General features: G+C 62.3%; 17 protein-coding genes and 1 pseudogene. 16 read left to right on the top strand and 2 right to left on the bottom strand.

From position 1 onward, the window contains the following. Positions 1-105: 105 nt before the first annotated feature. The 5 genes from CAG29_RS12085 to CAG29_RS12110 all read left to right on the top strand — a co-directional run bounded on the left by CAG29_RS12085 (position 106) and on the right by CAG29_RS12110 (position 3,622). Positions 106-426 (top strand): hypothetical protein, encoded by a 321-nt coding sequence (locus CAG29_RS12085; protein ID WP_085577657.1) that lies wholly within the window; start codon positions 106-108, stop codon positions 424-426. 74 nt (positions 427-500) lie between these two features. Then, positions 501-1,058, top strand: a complete 558-nt coding sequence (locus tag CAG29_RS12090; RefSeq protein ID WP_085577658.1) for a Smr/MutS family protein — start codon at positions 501-503, stop codon at positions 1,056-1,058. A 599-nt stretch (positions 1,059-1,657) separates the two neighbouring features. Beyond that, the gene (locus tag CAG29_RS12095) at positions 1,658-2,188 is read left to right on the top strand and encodes a hypothetical protein (RefSeq protein WP_085694576.1); all 531 of its coding nucleotides are present in this window, start codon (positions 1,658-1,660) and stop codon (positions 2,186-2,188) included. A gap of 414 nt (positions 2,189-2,602) precedes the next feature. After that, positions 2,603-3,148, top strand: coding sequence for a GTP cyclohydrolase I FolE (gene folE, locus CAG29_RS12105; RefSeq protein ID WP_218189694.1), 546 nt, complete (start codon positions 2,603-2,605; stop codon positions 3,146-3,148). 102 nt (positions 3,149-3,250) lie between these two features. Beyond that, positions 3,251-3,622, top strand: a complete 372-nt coding sequence (locus tag CAG29_RS12110; protein WP_085577661.1) for a glutathione S-transferase N-terminal domain-containing protein — start codon at positions 3,251-3,253, stop codon at positions 3,620-3,622. Positions 3,623-3,720: 98 nt separating this feature from the next. Here CAG29_RS12110 and CAG29_RS12115 read toward each other — a convergent pair. Beyond that, a pseudogene (locus tag CAG29_RS12115) lies at positions 3,721-4,868 on the bottom strand (PLP-dependent aminotransferase family protein). Between the two features lie 81 nt (positions 4,869-4,949). Between CAG29_RS12115 and CAG29_RS12120 the strand changes: the two are divergent. From CAG29_RS12120 to CAG29_RS12130, 3 genes are all read left to right on the top strand, one after another. Next, positions 4,950-5,396, top strand: a complete 447-nt coding sequence (locus CAG29_RS12120) for a MarR family winged helix-turn-helix transcriptional regulator (protein ID WP_085577663.1) — start codon at positions 4,950-4,952, stop codon at positions 5,394-5,396. Positions 5,397-5,764: 368 nt separating this feature from the next. Then, positions 5,765-7,114, top strand: coding sequence for an NCS2 family permease (locus CAG29_RS12125; protein WP_085577664.1), 1,350 nt, complete (start codon positions 5,765-5,767; stop codon positions 7,112-7,114). A gap of 72 nt (positions 7,115-7,186) precedes the next feature. Next, positions 7,187-7,813, top strand: a complete 627-nt coding sequence (locus CAG29_RS12130; RefSeq protein WP_085577665.1) for a LysE family translocator — start codon at positions 7,187-7,189, stop codon at positions 7,811-7,813. A gap of 209 nt (positions 7,814-8,022) precedes the next feature. Here CAG29_RS12130 and uraH read toward each other — a convergent pair whose 3' ends face one another. Further along, positions 8,023-8,376, bottom strand: coding sequence for a hydroxyisourate hydrolase (uraH, locus tag CAG29_RS12135; protein ID WP_011333195.1), 354 nt, complete (start codon positions 8,374-8,376; stop codon positions 8,023-8,025). Positions 8,377-8,805: 429 nt separating this feature from the next. Between uraH and puuE the strand changes: the two genes are divergently transcribed. From puuE to CAG29_RS12175, 8 genes are all read left to right on the top strand, one after another. Continuing rightward, positions 8,806-9,732 carry an allantoinase PuuE gene (gene puuE / locus CAG29_RS12140; RefSeq protein ID WP_085577666.1) on the top strand — a complete coding sequence of 309 codons (927 nt, stop codon included), beginning with the start codon at positions 8,806-8,808 and terminating at the stop codon, positions 9,730-9,732. After that, the gene (gene uraD / locus CAG29_RS12145; RefSeq protein WP_085577667.1) at positions 9,729-10,244 is read left to right on the top strand and encodes a 2-oxo-4-hydroxy-4-carboxy-5-ureidoimidazoline decarboxylase; all 516 of its coding nucleotides are present in this window, start codon (positions 9,729-9,731) and stop codon (positions 10,242-10,244) included. Before puuE ends, uraD begins: the two co-directional genes overlap by 4 nt. Before the next feature lie 91 nt (positions 10,245-10,335). Continuing rightward, the gene (gene alc, locus CAG29_RS12150) at positions 10,336-11,337 is read left to right on the top strand and encodes an allantoicase (protein ID WP_085577668.1); all 1,002 of its coding nucleotides are present in this window, start codon (positions 10,336-10,338) and stop codon (positions 11,335-11,337) included. 135 nt (positions 11,338-11,472) lie between these two features. After that, on the top strand, positions 11,473-11,976 hold the full coding sequence (locus CAG29_RS12155) for an ureidoglycolate lyase (protein ID WP_085577669.1): 504 nt from the start codon (positions 11,473-11,475) through the stop codon (positions 11,974-11,976). A 51-nt stretch (positions 11,977-12,027) separates the two neighbouring features. Next, a complete protein-coding gene (locus CAG29_RS12160) occupies positions 12,028-13,341 on the top strand; it encodes a urate hydroxylase PuuD (RefSeq protein ID WP_085577670.1) in 1,314 nt (437 codons plus the stop codon). 166 nt (positions 13,342-13,507) lie between these two features. Beyond that, positions 13,508-14,866, top strand: a complete 1,359-nt coding sequence (locus CAG29_RS12165) for a nucleobase:cation symporter-2 family protein (RefSeq protein ID WP_085577671.1) — start codon at positions 13,508-13,510, stop codon at positions 14,864-14,866. 159 nt (positions 14,867-15,025) lie between these two features. Further along, on the top strand, positions 15,026-15,811 hold the full coding sequence (locus CAG29_RS12170; RefSeq protein WP_085577672.1) for an outer membrane protein OmpK: 786 nt from the start codon (positions 15,026-15,028) through the stop codon (positions 15,809-15,811). Positions 15,812-16,196: 385 nt separating this feature from the next. Beyond that, positions 16,197-16,982 carry an outer membrane protein OmpK gene (locus CAG29_RS12175; RefSeq protein WP_085577673.1) on the top strand — a complete coding sequence of 262 codons (786 nt, stop codon included), beginning with the start codon at positions 16,197-16,199 and terminating at the stop codon, positions 16,980-16,982. The last annotated feature ends 80 nt before the right edge of the window (positions 16,983-17,062 follow it).

A 17,062-nucleotide genomic window follows, 5' to 3' on the forward strand; every position in this document is an offset into this window, starting at 1 on the left:
CGCCGCTCATCCGCAAAAGCCTCGCATTCGCTTCAATTACCCTAGCCTCAGGAACAACCCGGTCAACTCCCGGTCGAAGGGCCGATACCATTGAGGAAGGTCGGAATGAAGTTATCCGATGGATTTGACGCACGCCGCTTGCGGCCCAAGGGCCAACGCAACTGGCGTTTTCGGTTCGGCGCTGCGTTCGCCGCCATCCTGGCGACGTTCGGGGTGCTGCTGGCGATGGCCGGGGCCGCCAGCCTGCTGGGACGCCCGCCGGCGCTCGGCGACCTGAACGCCACGCCCGCCGCTTCGGCGATCGTCCTGGCGCTCGGCCTGCTGTTCCTGTACTTCGGCGTGGCCCTGTGGCGCCGCTGCCGACGCCGGGCCCGGCAATCGCGGGAACTGAACATGTCCCCGCACCTGATGAAAAAACACGACTGACCCGACGGCCCGGCTTTTTGCCGGGCCGTTTTGCGTCGACTTGGGTAAACTGGCCGCCCTTCGCGGAGGCTGACATGCAAGACGACGATTTTTCCCTGTTCAAAAGTGCGATCCAAGGCGTCAAGCCGATCAAGCACGACCGCGCCGACACCGGCAAACCCAAGGCCGACCGCGCACAGATCGCCAAGCTGCGCCAATCCGCGACCGTGCGCACCGATGCCACCACCGTCGACGGTCTGTCGGATCAGTTCGTGATCGACGTCGGCCCGGAAGACGAGCTGATGTGGGCCCGCGACGGCGTCCAGGAAAGCCAGGTGCGCAAGCTCAAGGCCGGCCAGATCCCGTTCGAGGGCAGCCTCGACCTGCATGGCATGACTGTCGAAAAGGCCCGGGAGACCCTGTGGGCGTTCCTGGCCGAAGCCACGAAGCTCGAAATCCGCTGCGTGCGCGTCACCCACGGCAAGGCCGTGCGGCTGGACGGCAAGCGGCCGATGATCAAGAGCCACGTCAACACCTGGCTGCGCCAGCATCCGCAGGTGCTCGGCTTCACCTCGTGCCAGCCCCGGCACGGCGGCGCAGGCTCGGTGTACGTGATGCTCAAACGCACCATGATGGAAGGCCGCGACGAATAGCGTCGTCCGGCCGATGCGGCGGGAGCGGTGCAAGCCGCCGCCCCGTCCATTTCGAAACAGACGATTGCCAAGGAAGTGCGGCGAACGCCTTTTCATCAATTGCTGCGCAACTCTTGGCTCTTCTGCACGCCAAACACGTCTGCGCAAACTTCATTATCTGTAGGACACTCAGTCTTTTACCTTTCCCGTCTGCGCACCAGTCAATACTTTGACCATCAATGTATTGATCTGTCGGTGGCATTAAACGCAAACACCTCTCTCGCCAAACCCACTTCTTATATATAGCCAATCGCGATATATGTTTCGCACCTACACATTGCCAAAGGCACATCCACGGGTGCCTTCTATCCACCTGACCTGCGTGAAAAGCCCTTCCTTCCCATTCCACAAATAGCCAATAGTTAAAGGGCCACACTGTTTTTAGTTAACTTCGAAATATAAAACCGCAGCAACCAACTTTAAACAAAAAGACCATGGCAAACATTGACAGAGTGGAATTGTCCTACAAAAATTGCCGAGCGCGTTTCCAAGGCCGGATGCGCGCAACAGGGAGAAGTTCAACTACCGAACTTCAAGGTAAATAAAAAAAGGAAATTAAAATGTCACAAGCACTCAAGGAACAAGCGTCGGAAAAATATCAAGGACAGGTCAAGACCTTCACCATCTTCAAACAGAACGGCATTTCCCTCACGCTGGATCTGCCCGGCACCCTGCAGTTCAACCAGAACAGCCAGGAAATCTACCCTCCCCTCTCAGGCTCTGTTCAATCTGTCGCGCCGGTTCTGGTGAATGAAACGGGCTTCGACATTGTTAAGGCGACGTTCAGCATCGTTCTCAACGACGTAATGGATGCAAACAACGTCATCGCAAACGTCCGGTGGTGGAACATGGACCTTCTGGAGGGTCAACAGGCCATGGAGTTCGTGTGCGGACCGGTCAGTAACGGGAACAAAGTCACCAGTACGCCTTCCACGATCGGGTACTCCCGCATCCGTTGGGCGACCATGGCGAACAACGGCCACGGCACCGCTTCGTTCTCCAACAGCGTGAGCTTGGTGTCGCTCACCTTCGGCCCAATCAAATTGGATCCGAGCAAGACGTCTCCCGGGCCTATCGTCCAGATTGGCTGACCGACCTGCGGCCGCAGGGCCTGACGTTCCGGTTCCTGCGGCTGCACACGGCGTTCCAAACCTTTCACCCGCGCACCGCCAGCCGCCTTCACCCAGAAAGAGCACCTTCGGTCGGTCAAGGCTTCCGCCCCCTACGCAGGGTGGCCTGAACGTCGGGCACCGCCCGGCGCAGCCAATCGAATTGGGGATTCACGCCCGTCGGCCATACAAACGCCCACCCACTTACGCTACCATGTGCCGCATGGCGGGTATGAACCCTGCGTTTATCGCCACTCAGCCCGGTCACGTCCAGACGTAGCCTTTGACCTGAGCCCTGGTCGAGGAGACCCGGACGGCCCGACAGTGGCTTGAGCGGCACACAATCGGTACGGACAGAAACAGTACCCCACTGAAACCCTTATGGAATCAGCCTCTGTGACACTGGAACAGAACTACACCGCGATCCTCGGCCAACTGGGCGAAGACGTGTCCCGCGAGGGCCTGCTCGACACCCCAAAACGTGCAGCCAAGGCCATGCAGTACCTCTGCCGCGGTTATCAACAGACGCTCGAAGAGGTCACCAACGGTGCCCTGTTCAGCTCCGACAACAGCGAAATGGTGCTGGTCAAGGACATCGAGCTGTACTCGTTGTGCGAACACCACCTGCTGCCGTTCATCGGCAAGGCCCACGTCGCCTACATCCCGAGCGGCAAGGTGCTGGGCCTGTCCAAGGTGGCGCGGATCGTCGACATGTACGCCCGCCGCCTGCAGATCCAGGAGAACCTCAGCCGCCAGATCGCCGACGCGGTGCAGCAAGTCACTGGCGCCCTGGGCGTGGCGGTGGTGATCGAGGCCAAGCACATGTGCATGATGATGCGCGGTGTGGAGAAGCAGAATTCGTCGATGATCACCTCGGTGATGCTGGGTGAGTTCCGCGAGAACGCGGCGACCCGCAGCGAGTTCCTCAGCCTGATCAAGTGATCCGCGATTCAGGAAAACCGGCGTTGATCGCCGGTTTTTTTTCGTGCGCGAAAAATCGGGTAAGCTGCGCGCCTTCTCCAATGTCCCTGTGAGGCTTGTAACGTGTTCGTCAAAGCGCTTCGTGTCGGCCTCGGCCAACTGATCATCTTCATCGACTTCCTGACCCGCCCAAGCAAGAAACAGCGCCCTGCCGCCGCCCAGGCCCAGGTGGATGCCGCCGCCAAAGAGCTGACCCTGTACCAGTTCCACGCCTGCCCGTTCTGCGTGAAGACCCGCCGCACCCTGCGCCGCCTGAACGTGCCGGTGGCCCTGCGCGATGCGAAGAACGACGAGCAGCACCGCCAGGCCCTGCTGGAACAGGGCGGCAAGATCAAGGTGCCGTGCCTGCGCATCGAAGAGAACGGCCAGACCACCTGGATGTATGAGTCCAAGGTGATCATCGAATATCTGGACAAGCGGTTTGCCGCAGCCTGACCGCGGTTTGGCCATCGCCAGCAGGCTGGCGATGAGGCCTGCCGGATCGCCACATGTTCCAGAAAAAACAAACCGGCCCTGAGCCGGTTTGTTCGTTTTCAGGCCGCCTCGTCCGCCTGCGCCCGCCGAACCACCGCCGCCAATCGCTTGATCCCTTCATCCAGCCGCTGCGGATCGATGTGGCTGAAGTTCAGCCGCAAATGACCGAGGTTGCGCTCTGGCTCCGGAAAGAACGGCTCCCCCGGCATGAACGCCACGTCATCGGCCAGCGCAGCGTCGAGCAAGGTGCGGGTGTCCAGCGGCCGCTTGAGGGTCAGCCAGAAAAAAAGCCCGCCCTGGGGCGCGTTCCAGTCCGCCAGGTCTGAAAAGTGCCTCTCCAGCGCCGACTGGAACGCGTCGCGGCGCTCACGGTAGAAATCGCGCAACCGGGCCAGGTGCGCCCGGTAGTGCTCGCTGCCGATCCATTGCAGGGCTTGCCACTGGCCGATGCGGTTGGTGTGAGCTTGAGCAGGTGGGGAAACAGGTCCGGACTTGCGATCAGGTAACCGACGCGCAAGCCCGGCAGCAGCGTCTTGGACACCGTGCCGGTGTAGATCCAGCTGGATTTCTTCAAGCGTCCGGCGATCGGCCGGGCGCTGCCGCCGTCAAAGGTCAGCTCGCGGTAGGGCTCGTCCTCGATCAGCGTGACGCCGAATTCGTCCAGCAGCGCAGCGACGGCTTCGCGCTTGGCTTCGCTGTAACGCACGGCCGACGGGTTCTGGAAGGTCGGGATCAAGTAGACGAACGCCGGACGATGCCGTTCAAGGCGCTGACGCAGTTGCCCAAGATCCGGGCCGTCCGCCTCCAGCGGAACGGTCAGGCAGTCAGCGCCGAACAGCTGGAAAATCTGCAGCGCCGCCAGGTAGGTCGGTGCTTCGAGCAGGATTGGCGTGCCCTTGTCGATGTACAGCTTGGCCGCCAGATCGAGGGTCTGCTGCGAGCCGCTGACCACCAGCACCTGGCTCGCCGCGCACGGCAGGCCCAGCGCCCTCGCCTCGGCCGCGAGCCTTTCGCGCAAGGCCGGTTCGCCTTCGCTCATGCCGTATTGGCCGAGGGTCACCGGCATGTCGCTCCATTCGACGTTCGGCAGCATGGCTTCGGCCGGCAGGCCACCGGCGAACGACATCACTTCCGGCCGTTGGGCGGCGGCGAGGATTTCACGGATCAGAGAACTTTTGAGGCGCGAGACACGTTCGGAAAAAGCCATGGAATCACCGCTGGCGAGGGTTGAGGGAGTTGAGTCAAACTGCTTGACCGAAACTACGACAGTCCGAGCGAGTACGTCAACATGATTGACCTTAAAAGCCCCGTCAGCCAGCAACAGGCCATGGAAGCGTTTTTCTTCGGCTATCAGGCGTTCACCGCCAAGGCTGACGAAATGCTTGAACGGCGGGGTCTGTCCCGGGTGCATCAGCGCATCGTGTTTTTCATCGCCCGCTACCCCAACCTGAGCGTCAAGGAGCTGCTGGCCTTGCTCGGCGTCAGCAAGCAGGCGCTGAACATGCCGCTGCGGCAGTTGCAGGAAATGCACCTGGTGGACAGCGTGGCGTCGCAGACCGACAAGCGTAAGCGCCTGCTGGAACTCACGGCCGAAGGCGCGAAGTTCGAACAGGCGCTGCGGCGCGAGCAAGTGAAACTGCTGGAGCGGGTGTTCGGCGAAGCCGGAGAGGCAGCGGTGAACGGCTGGCTGGCGGTGAACCTGGCATTGGGGAACAGTCAGGCTCATCCCGACTGATCCGACCGGCCCCATCGCTGGCCAGTCGAATCCTCGCACCCCAGCGCCCACAGCTTTGTGGTGTACCTGCATCTTGCACACGGCTGGGATACCTGTGGGAGCCGGCCTGCCGGCGATGACGGTGGGCCAGACAACAAAGATGTCGGCAGCGCCCGCAGGCTCGGCAATGGCGATATAGCCCTATCGCCAGATCTTTCGTCGACAAAGCCAAAAACATTATTTGCTTTATTTGTATACAAAAGCATAATCCACTGCGTGCGAGTTCCTGACCTAACGGTCAACAAATTCGCGTAAGCCTCAAAGGGCCGCTGCCACCCCTCCTGGGTCCGGCCCTGGAAATAACAATAAAACTCTTGAGGAGTACCGCTGTGGAAAGCCGCAAATCCGAAGCATCGACGCTGGATCTCTCGCCGCCGTTACGCAACGGCCTGTTGGAGCGCATCTTCAAACTCAGCTTGCACGGCACCACGGTGAAGACCGAGCTGATTGCCGGTCTGACAACCTTCATCACCATGGCCTACATCATTTTCGTCAACCCGAACATCATGGCCGACGCCGGCATCGACCACGGTGCGGCGTTCGTCGCCACCTGCATCGCGGCGGCGCTGGGCTGCCTGCTGATGGGCCTGTACGCCAACTGGCCGGTGGGCCTGGCGCCGGGGATGGGCCTCAATGCGTTCTTCACCTACACCGTGGTCGGCACCATGGGCTACAACTGGGAGACCGCGCTCGGTGCGGTGTTCGTCTCCGGCGTGCTGTTCATGATCCTGACCTTCTCGCGCATCCGCGAATGGCTGCTCAACAGCATTCCGGTCAGCCTGCGTTTTGCGATGGGCGCCGGCGTCGGCCTGTTCCTGGGGCTGATCGGCCTGAAGACCGCCGGCATCGTGGTCGACAGCCCGGCCACCCTGATCAAGCTCGGCTCCCTGCGCGAGCCGGGCCCGCTGCTCGCCGCCCTGTGCTTCCTGATGATCGCGATCCTCAGCTACCACAAGGTGTTCGGCGCGATCCTCATCAGCATCATCACCGTGACCCTCGCCGGCTGGGGCCTGGGCCTGGTGCACTACGAAGGGATCCTGTCGGCCCCGCCGAGCCTGGCCCCGACCTGGATGGCCATGAACGTGGCCGGCGTGTTCAACGTCAGCATGATCAGCGTCGTGCTCGCTTTCCTGTTCGTGCACATGTTCGACACCGCCGGCACCCTGATGGGCGTTGCCCAGCGGGCCAACCTGGTGGGGGCTGACGGGCGCATCGAAAACCTGTCCCGCGCCATGAAAGCCGACAGCGCCTCCAGCGTGTTCGGTGCCGTGGTCGGCGTACCGCCGGTCACCAGTTACGTGGAAAGTGCCGCCGGCGTGGCCGCTGGCGGTCGGACCGGTCTTACCGCCGTCACCGTGGGTGTGCTATTTATTGCCGCCATGTTCTTCGCCCCGCTGGCCGGCATGATTCCCGCCTACGCCACCGCCGGCGCGCTGATCTATGTCGCGATGCTGATGATGGGCGGCATGGCCCACATCGAATGGGACGAGGCGACCGACAGCATTCCGGCGATCGTCACCGCGATCATGATGCCGCTGACCTTCTCGGTGGCCGACGGCATCGCGCTGGGCTTCATCACCTACGTGGCGCTGAAGGCCGGCACCGGCAAGTACAAGGAAATTTCCGTCAGTCTGTGGGTGCTCTGCGCGATCTTCATCGCCAAGTTCATCTTCTTGTAAGCGTCACGCGGATCTGGCTACGAACCGGCCTCACCCCTTCGGGTGAGGCTTTTGCGCAAATGGAGGAAAGTGATGAGTCTGGAAACCTGGTTGCTGTTCAGCGGCGCTGCATTGGTGGTGATCCTCATTCCCGGGCCGCTGTCGCTGCTCATGATCAGCAACAGCCTGAACTATGGGCTGCGCCGCTCTTACCCGGCGTTTCTCGGTGGCGTGATCGCCTCGATCTGCCTGCTCAGCGCCTCGGCGCTGGGGCTCGGCGCGTTGCTGCTGGCCTCGGAGCAACTGTTCAGCGCCTTGAAGATCGTCGGTGCGCTGTACCTGTTCTACCTCGCCTGGCAGAGCTGGCAGCAATCGCGCCTGCCGTCGGTCGGCGCCGAAGTGCCCCAGGCCGCGCCGGTTCCGCGCTTTCGCACGCTGTTCGGGCGCGCTTTCGTGCTGGGCGCCAGCAACCCCAAGGACATCCTGTTCTTCGCCGCCTTCCTGCCGCAGTTCCTCAGCGCCCAGCAGCCGTTCCTGCCGCAGCTGCTGATCATGATCGCGACCTGGGTGGTGCTCGACCTGTGCTGCAAGCTGGCCTACGGCCTCGGGGCCCACGGCGCGGCGCGTTACCTGCGCAGCGGCAAGGGCCAGAGCTGGTTCAACCGAGTCAGCGCCGGGCTGTTCAGCGGCGCAGGGGCGGCGTCTCTGCTTAGCCGGTAAAAGCATCGCTGGCAAGCCAGCTCCCACAGGCTCGGGGTGTTCAGATTTATTGCGCACGACCTGGACACTGTGGGAGCTGGCTTGCCAGCGATGGCATCAGCACAGGCACAACTTTTCTGCAGGCAAAAAAAAGCCCGCAGTGTGAGCGGGCGAAAGACCAAAGAAGCTATATGCGCAGTCGCTTCCCGGCGGGGGCAGTTGCTTGGGGGTCAGCTGCCCCGATAGGTGGAATAGCTGTACGGCGAGATCAGCAGCGGCACGTGGTAATGGTCTTGCTCGGCAGAGATGCCGAAGCGCAGCACCACCACGTCCAGAAACGCCGGCTCCGGCAGCTGGACGCCACGGGCGCGGTAGTAGTCGCCGGCATGGAACTGCACCTGATAGACCCCGGTGCGGTAGTCATCGCCCTGCAGCAGCGGCGCATCGACCCGGCCGTCGCTGTTGGTGAGCGCACTGGCGACCAATTCCAGGTGCGAACCCTCAACGCGGTACAGCTCGACCTTGATCGAGCTGCCCGGGCAACCGTGTGCAGCGTCCAAAACGTGTGTCGTCAAACGTCCCATTGATTCTGCGCGCCTGCCTGCCGGAAGCAGTCAGGCCTCGCGCCTCCCGAAGTCAGTTGAAAAGGAGGCCGCACCGTTTCGGAGCCCGAAAAGCTGCGGCGAGCGACTGATTAAGACACTTTTAAGAAAAATTGTACACAATAAAAACGACATTTTTCCGTCCACCCCCGCCATCCGCCGATTTCCCGCCGATCCACCGGCAAACCCTGCCTTCATTGAACCTCTGATCCATTAGCTGACCGGTCAGGCAGATTTCTTGCAGGCTCACGCCTTTATCAGGAAAAGATGACGGCCGGCGAAAAATGCGAAAATTCAGGCTTACAAACTGAGAATAAAGTTGTATACAATCATCCCATCGCTGTGACGCCAGCCTGCCACCTCACGCCAGGGCGCCACACCACCTGTCAACGAATAAGAAGGAAGACTGCAGTGAGCGCTGACTATCCACGCGACCTGATCGGTTACGGCAGTAACCCTCCTCACCCACACTGGCCGGGCAATGCCCGGATCGCCCTGTCCTTCGTGCTCAACTACGAAGAAGGCGGCGAGCGCAACGTCCTGCACGGCGACAAGGAATCCGAAGCCTTCCTTTCCGAGATGGTCGCGGCGCAGCCTCTGCAGGGCGTGCGCAACATGAGCATGGAATCCCTTTACGAGTATGGCAGCCGCGCCGGCGTGTGGCGGATCCTGAAACTGTTCAAGGCATTCGACATTCCCCTGACCGTGTTCGCCGTCGCCATGGCCGCCCAGCGCCACCCGGACGTGATCCGCGCGATGGCCCAGGCCGGCCACGAGATCTGCAGCCACGGCTACCGCTGGATCGACTACCAGTACATGGACGAGGCCCAGGAGCGCGAGCACATGCTCGAAGCGATCCGCATCCTCACCGAAATCACCGGCGAACGCCCGCTGGGCTGGTACACCGGCCGCACCGGCCCGAACACCCGCCGGCTGGTGATGGAAGAAGGCGGTTTCCTCTACGACAGCGACACCTACGACGACGACCTGCCCTACTGGGAACCGAACAACCCGACCGGCAAGCCGCACCTGGTGATCCCATACACCCTCGACACCAACGACATGCGCTTCACCCAGGTGCAGGGCTTCAACAAGGGCGACGACTTCTTCGAATACCTCAAGGACGCGTTCGACGTGCTCTACGCCGAAGGCGCCGAGGCGCCGAAGATGCTCTCGATCGGCCTGCACTGCCGCCTGGTGGGCCGTCCGGCGCGCCTGGCCTCGCTCAAGCGCTTCCTCGAATACGCCAAGAGCCATGAGCAGGTGTGGTTCAGCCGCCGCGTCGACATCGCACGCCACTGGCACGCGACCCACCCGTACCAAGGGGCCGCCAAATGAGTACCTTCCAGACCGTCAAGCCGTCGGCCCTGGGCCGCGACGCCTTCGTCAAGGCCTTCGCCGACATCTACGAACATTCGCCATGGGTGGCCGAAAAGGCCTTCGACCTGGGCCAGGACGCTTCGCTCGACGAGATCGAGACCCTGCACCAGCGCATGAGCGATATCCTGTTGAGCGCCGATCACGCAAGCCAGCTTGCCCTGATCAACGCTCACCCGGACCTGGCCGGCAAAGCCGCCGTCCAGGGCCAACTGACCGAAGCCAGCACCAACGAACAAGCCGGCGCCGGTATCCACCAATGCACGGCCGAAGAGTTCCAGCGCTTCACCGAGCTGAACGACGCCTACAAGGCCAAGTTCAAGTTTCCCTTCATCATGGCGGTAAAGGGGAGCAACCGGCATCAGATCCTCGCGGCGTTCGAAACGCGCATCCACAACCCGGTGGACACCGAGTTCAAGTGCGCGCTGGCGGAGATCAACAAGATCGCCCTGTTCCGTTTACTGACTCTTTGAGCGAGCCTGGCCCGAGAAACCTCTAGAACGCTTGTGTTTCCCAGGGCCCCGCAAGCATCCCCAGCCAACTATTTAAAGGCAGACAAGAAGAATGAAAGCTTACGCCGTACCTTTCGAGAAGTTCGTCAACCTGGCCGACGCCCGCCTGGGCACCAAGATCATCTCGGTCACCGATGACTGGTTCGCAGACGCCAACCGTCTGTTCCAACCGACCCCGGCCGTGTGGAAGGAGGGCGTGTTCGATGACAACGGCAAGTGGATGGACGGCTGGGAATCCCGCCGCAAGCGCTTCGAAGGCTACGACAGCGCAGTGATCCGCCTGGGCGTGCCGGGCTCGATCAAGGGCGTGGACATCGACACCTCATTCTTCACCGGCAACTTCCCGCCGTCGGCCTCACTGGAAGCCTGCTTCCTGGCCTCCGGCGAGCCGGACGAGAACACCCAGTGGACCGAAGTGCTGTCGGCCGTCGAGCTGCAAGGCAACAGCCACCACTACCATGAAATCAGCAACGACCAGGCGTTCAGCCACCTGCGCTTCAACATCTACCCGGACGGCGGCGTGGCCCGTCTGCGCGTGTACGGCATTCCGTTCCGTGACTGGTCCGCCGTCGGCGACAACGAGCAAGTGGACCTGGCCGCCGCCCTCAACGGCGGTCGCGCCCTCGCCTGCTCCGACGAACACTTCGGCCGCATGAGCAACATCCTCAACCCGGGCCGCGGCATCAACATGGGCGACGGCTGGGAAACCGCACGCCGCCGCACGCCAGGCAACGACTGGGTCATCGTCGCCCTGGGCCATCCGGGCGAGATCGAGAAGATCGTCGTCGACACCCTGCACTTCAAGGGCAACTACCCCGACAGCTGCTCGATCCAGGGCGCCTTCGTGAAGGGCGGCACCGACAGCCAGATCGAGACCCAGTCGCTGTTCTGGCGTGAACTGTTGCCGAGCCAGAAGCTGGAGATGCACGCCGAACACACCTTCGTCGAGCAGATCAAGGCACTGGGCCCGATCACCCACATCCGCCTGAACGTGTTCCCGGACGGTGGCGTGAGCCGTCTGCGCCTGTTCGGCAAGGTCGCTAAACAAGGCTGAACCCCATCGCTGGCAAGCCAGCTCCCACAGGTCTTGTGAACGCCACAGCTCACTGTGGGAGCGGGCTTGCCCCGGGCGGCGTTCCGACGATGGCGACAGTTCTAACAACACAGAATCTTGGATAAGAAGAACAGCATGCGCACACTGACGATTGAACCGCTGACCAAAGAAGCCTTCGCCCCTTTCGGTGACGTCATCGAAACCGACGGCAGCGATCACTTCATGATCAACAACGGTTCGACCATGCGCTTTCACAAACTGGCCACGGTCGAGACCGCCACGCCAGAGGACAACGCGATCATCAGCATCTTCCGCGCCGACGCGCTGGACATGCCGCTGACCGTGAGCATGCTGGAACGCCATCCGCTGGGCAGCCAGGCTTTCATTCCGCTGCTCGGCAACCCCTTTCTGATCGTGGTCGCGCCACTTGGCGATGCACCTGTATCAGGCTTGGTCCGCGCCTTCGTCACCAACGGCAGGCAGGGCATCAATTACCATCGCGGCGTCTGGCACCACCCGGTGCTGACGATCGAAAAGCGGGATGACTTCCTGGTGGTTGATCGCAGTGGCTCAGGCAACAACTGCGATGAGCATTTCTTCAAAGAGGATGAGCGTCTGATCCTCGCCCCCCACCAATAAGAGAAGGTCCGATCACGCGACGACAAGCGTGACGGGCGAGAGGTAACGACTGTGGAAGCACATCTGTTGGAATGGCTGAACCTGAGCGTGCGCTGGGTTCACATGATCACCGGCGTGGCCTGGATCGGCGCGTCGTTCTACTTCGTCTGGCTGGAGAACAACCTCAACCGCGTCAACCCGAAAACCGGTCTTGCGGGCGATCTGTGGGCGATCCACGGCGGCGGCATCTATCACCTGGAAAAGTACAAGCTGGCCCCGCCGTCGATGCCGGAGAACCTGCACTGGTTCAAGTGGGAAGCCTACTTCACCTGGATGTCGGGGATCGCGCTGCTGTGCGTGGTGTTCTACTCCAACCCCGTGCTCTACCTCGTGGCGCCCGGCAGCGGCCTGAGCGGCCCTGAAGGCGTGGCCATCGGCGTCGGCGCGCTGATCGCAGGCTGGTTCATCTACGACTTCCTGTGCGATTCGCCGCTGGGCAAGAAACCCGCCCTGCTCGGCTTCATCCTGTTCGTGCTGATCATCGGCGCGGCCTACGGCTTCAGCAAAGTGTTCAGCGGCCGCGGCGCGTACCTGCACGTCGGCGCGATCATCGGCACCATCATGGTCGGCAACGTGTTCCGCATCATCATGCCGGCCCAGCGCGCCCTGGTGGCCGCGATCGCCGAGAACCGCACGCCGGATCCGGCCCTGCCGGCCAAAGGCCTGCTGCGCTCGCGCCACAACAACTACTTCACCCTGCCGGTGCTGTTCATCATGATCAGCAACCACTTCCCGAGCACCTACGGCAGCCAGTACAACTGGCTGATCCTGGCCGGGATCGCGGTGCTGGCGGTGCTGGTGCGCCACTACTTCAACACCCGCCACGACAGCCACAAGTTCGCCTGGACCTTGCCGGTGGCAGCGGTGGGCATGATCAGCCTGGCCTACGTGACCGGCCCCGCCACCGCCCCGACCGCCCCGGACGTGGCCAAGGCTCCGGCGAAGATCGAGTACCAGCCCCTGCCGGAAACGGCGTTGGGCGGCGGCGCCAAACCGGCCGAGGCCGCGCAGCCGGCCGCACCCGCAGCCCCTGCCGCCGCACCGGCCCAGGCGTCCAATGCCGGCCCTGCGTTCGACAAGGTGCACAGCGTGATCCAGGAACGTTGCGCGGTCTGCCACTCGGCCAAGCCGACCAGTCCGCTGTTCAGCGCAGCCCCTGCCGGCGTGATGTTCGACACCCCTGAACAGATCCGCCAGAACGCGGCGCGGATCCAGGCCCAGGCCATCACCACGCAGATCATGCCGCTGGGCAACATCACCCAGATGACCCAGCAGGAACGTGACCTGATCGGTGCATGGATCGCCCAGGGAGCCCAGACCAACTAAGCAGTAAAAGCATCGCGAGCAGGCTCGCTCCTACACAGGTCATACAAAACCTGTAGGAGCGAGCCTGCTCGCGATTGACCGCAACGCGGTCAGCCTGATGCAAATGACAGCGGTGCGCACCACCACCGCTGTTCAATCACAAGAATAAAAAGATCCGAGGTGTTGCATGTCCGAGCTGTCCAAAGCGCGCATCCCCGACGCACCCGCCATTCAGCGTTTGCCCCTTTTGCAACTGATCCTGGTCGGTCTGCAACATGTTCTGCTGATGTACGGCGGCGCCATCGCGGTTCCGCTGATCATCGGACAGGCCGCAGGCCTGAGTCGCGAGGAAATCGCCTTCCTGATCAACGCCGACCTGCTGGTCGCCGGCATCGCCACCATCGTCCAGTCCCTGGGCATCGGCCCGATGGGCATCCGCATGCCGGTGATGATGGGCGCCAGCTTCGCCGCCGTCGGCAGCATGGTCGCCATGGCCGGCATGCCCGGCATCGGCCTGCAGGGGATCTTCGGCGCGACCATCGCCGCCGGGTTCTTCGGCATGCTCATCGCGCCGTTCATGTCCAAGGTCGTGCGCTTCTTCCCGCCGCTGGTGACCGGCACGGTCATCACCTCGATCGGCCTTTCGCTGTTCCCCGTGGCCGTGAACTGGGCCGGCGGCGGTGCCGCCGCCGCGCAGTTCGGCTCACCCGTCTACCTGGCCATCGCCGCCCTGGTGCTGGCCACCATTTTGCTGATCCACCGCTTCATGCGCGGCTTCTGGGTCAACATCTCCGTGCTGATCGGCATGTGCCTGGGGTATGTGCTCTGCGGCGCCCTCGGCATGGTCGACCTGAGCGGCATGGCCAATGCGCCCTGGGTGCAGTTCGTCACCCCGCTGCATTTCGGTCTGCCGAAGTTCGAGCTGGCGCCGATCCTGTCCATGTGCCTGGTGGTGGTGATCATCTTCGTCGAGTCCACCGGCATGTTCCTGGCGCTGGGCAAGATCACCGGCGAAGACGTCTGCCCGCGCCGGCTGCGGCGCGGCCTGATGTGCGACGCCGCCGCCTCGTTCTTCGCCGGTTTCTTCAACACGTTCACCCATTCCTCGTTCGCCCAGAACATCGGCCTGGTGCAGATGACCGGCGTGCGCTGCCGCTCGGTGACCATCGTCGCCGGCGGCCTGCTGATCGTGCTGAGCCTGTTGCCCAAGGCAGCGTTCCTGGTGGCGTCGATTCCGCCGGCGGTGCTGGGCGGCGCGGCCATCGCGATGTTCGGCATGGTGGCGGCCACCGGGATCAAGATCCTGCAGGAGGCCGACATCGGCGACCGGCGCAACCAGCTGCTGGTGGCGGTGAGCATCGGCATGGGCCTGATCCCGGTGGTGCGTCCGGAGTTCTTCGCCCACCTGCCGGTGTGGATGAGCCCGATCACCCACAGCGGCATCGCCATGGCCACCCTCAGCGCCCTGGTGCTGAACCTGCTGTTCAACATCCTCGGCGGCGCCGAACGCGCAACGATCAACGACTGCCACGCTCACCCGCATTGACGGCAACACGAAGCTCCCTTGTGGGAGCGAGCCTGCTCGCGATAGCGGTGTGTCATTCAACAGTGACGGCGACTGACACGCCCTCTTCGCGAGCTGGCTCGCGCCTACAGGGGATGGGCAACCCTGCGCCTGAAAAACAATAACAAGAGGGAGCACCAGATGATTCGCACGCAATCCGGATTGCTGTTGAGCGGTGGCCTGATGGCCGCCACCCAGGCCATGGCCGGCGACCTGCTGCTGTGGCAGACCAACAGCCTGAGCTACCTGTACGGCAAGAACTTCGCGATCAACCCGTCGATCCAGCAGACGGTGACGTTCGAGCACGCCGACAAATGGAAGTACGGCGACAACTTCCTGTTCGTCGACAAGATCTTCTACAACGGCCAGGAAGACCGCAACAAAGGCCCTCACGCGTTCTACGGCGAATTCAGCCCGCGCCTGTCGCTCGGCAAGATCTTCGACAAGCGGATCGAATTCGGCCCGGTCAAGGACGTGCTGCTGGCGATGACCTACGAATACGGCGAAGGCGACAGCGAGGCCTACCTGATCGGCCCCGGCTTCGACCTCAAGGTGCCGGGCTTCAACTATTTCACCCTCAACTTCTACCGCCGCCAGACCGAAGGCCCGCGCCCCGGCGACGGCGTCTGGCAGATCACGCCGGGCTGGTCGTACAGCATTCCCGTGGGCAACTCCGACGTGCTGATCGACGGCTACCTCGACTGGGTGGTGGACAACGACGAGAACGCGCGCGGCACCTACCACGCCAACCTGCACATCAACCCGCAGATCAAGTACGACCTGGGCAAGGCCCTCGGCTGGCGCGAAAAGCAATTGTACGTGGGCACCGAGTACAGCTACTGGAAGAACAAGTACGGCGTCGAAAGCAGCCACAGTTTCGACACCAACCAGAACACCGCCAGCCTGCTGGTGAAGGTGCACTTCTGAGATGGCCCGCAACCGCGCCCCTTACCTGTCGTCGGTGCTCTGTTGCGGGGCACTTGAGGCCTGGCCGTCGAGTCAGTATTCTCCGCGGCCTCCTGAATTCGGTCTAAAAAAAAGCCCGAATTTAATTCCTGACCGAAAAGCCAACTTATCCAGGCCGCGGTCAGTGCCGAGGCAATCCGAAAACACGTTCATCCGACTGTTTTTCAGCAGCCGGACGGGCGTTTTTTTGCTTTCCGAAAGCCTTGGCGCAGCTCTTGCTGAACGCACCTGCCACAAGCGGCGGAGCTGACCGGACGGACGATTTTCGCAGTAACGAGAAAAGGCGCCACACCAGAGCGCCGACCTTAAAAAAATAACGTGGAACACCTACTTTGGGAGCAACCGAATGAAACGCACCTGCACCAGCCTGATGCTCGCGGGATCCTTGCTGGCCGGCGGCCAGGCCATGGCCGGCGACCTGCTGCAATGGCAGAACAACAGCCTGACCTACCTGTACGGCAAAGACTTCAAGGTCAACCCGGCCATTCAGCAGACCGTCACCTTCGAGCACGCCGATGCGTGGAAGTACGGGGACAACTTCCTGTTCATCGACAAGATCTTCTACAACGGCAAGCCGGATGGCGGCGTCGGCAACAACACCTACTACGGCGAGTTCAGCCCGCGCCTGTCGCTGGGCAAGATCCTCGACCAGAAGATCGAGTTCGGCCCGGTCAAGGACGTGCTGCTGGCGATGACCTACGAGTTCGGTGAAGGCGACGTCGAGTCCTACCTGATCGGCCCGGGCTTCGACCTGGCGATCCCAGGCTTCGACTACTTCCAGCTGAACTTCTACCAGCGCCACACCGAAGGCCCGCGCGCCGGTGACAACGTCTGGCAGATCACCCCGGTCTGGTCCTACACCATTCCGGTCGGCAAGTCGGACGTGCTGATCGACGGCTTCATGGACTGGGTGGTCGACAACGACTCCAATTCCAAGGGCGACTACCACGCCAACCTGCACTTCAACCCGCAGATCAAGTACGACCTGGGCAAGGCGCTGAGCTTCGGCGAGAAGCAGCTGTACGTGGGCGTCGAGTACGACTACTGGAAAGACAAGTACGGGATCGACGACACCCGTGCGTTCACCACCAATCAGAACGTGACCAGCTTCCTGGTGAAGTTCCACTTCTGATTCAGGCCTAAGCGGCGTCCTTGCGGACGCCATCGCGAGCAAGCTCGCTCCCACAGGGCATTGCAGAGACAACAGAATCT

The organism is Pseudomonas sp. B7(2017), from assembly GCF_002112745.1.
In the GTDB taxonomy this organism is placed as follows: Bacteria; Pseudomonadota; Gammaproteobacteria; order Pseudomonadales; family Pseudomonadaceae; genus Aquipseudomonas; species Aquipseudomonas ekonensis.

Bases quoted from the DNA above. Each gene is read 5' to 3' on its own strand.
- CAG29_RS12090 (WP_085577658.1), top strand. From the start codon at position 501: ATGCAAGACGACGATTTTTCCCTGTTCAAAAGTGCGATCCAAGGCGTC.
- CAG29_RS12085 (WP_085577657.1), top strand. From the start codon at position 106: ATGAAGTTATCCGATGGATTTGACGCACGCCGCTTGCGGCCCAAGGGC.
- CAG29_RS12155 (WP_085577669.1), top strand. From the start codon at position 11,473: ATGCGCACACTGACGATTGAACCGCTGACCAAAGAAGCCTTCGCCCCT.
- CAG29_RS12165 (WP_085577671.1), top strand. From the start codon at position 13,508: ATGTCCGAGCTGTCCAAAGCGCGCATCCCCGACGCACCCGCCATTCAG.
- CAG29_RS12120 (WP_085577663.1), top strand. From the start codon at position 4,950: ATGATTGACCTTAAAAGCCCCGTCAGCCAGCAACAGGCCATGGAAGCG.
- uraH (WP_011333195.1), bottom strand. From the start codon at position 8,376: ATGGGACGTTTGACGACACACGTTTTGGACGCTGCACACGGTTGCCCG.
- CAG29_RS12130 (WP_085577665.1), top strand. From the start codon at position 7,187: ATGAGTCTGGAAACCTGGTTGCTGTTCAGCGGCGCTGCATTGGTGGTG.
- CAG29_RS12175 (WP_085577673.1), top strand. From the start codon at position 16,197: ATGAAACGCACCTGCACCAGCCTGATGCTCGCGGGATCCTTGCTGGCC.
- uraD (WP_085577667.1), top strand. From the start codon at position 9,729: ATGAGTACCTTCCAGACCGTCAAGCCGTCGGCCCTGGGCCGCGACGCC.
- CAG29_RS12170 (WP_085577672.1), top strand. From the start codon at position 15,026: ATGATTCGCACGCAATCCGGATTGCTGTTGAGCGGTGGCCTGATGGCC.
- alc (WP_085577668.1), top strand. From the start codon at position 10,336: ATGAAAGCTTACGCCGTACCTTTCGAGAAGTTCGTCAACCTGGCCGAC.
- CAG29_RS12095 (WP_085694576.1), top strand. From the start codon at position 1,658: ATGTCACAAGCACTCAAGGAACAAGCGTCGGAAAAATATCAAGGACAG.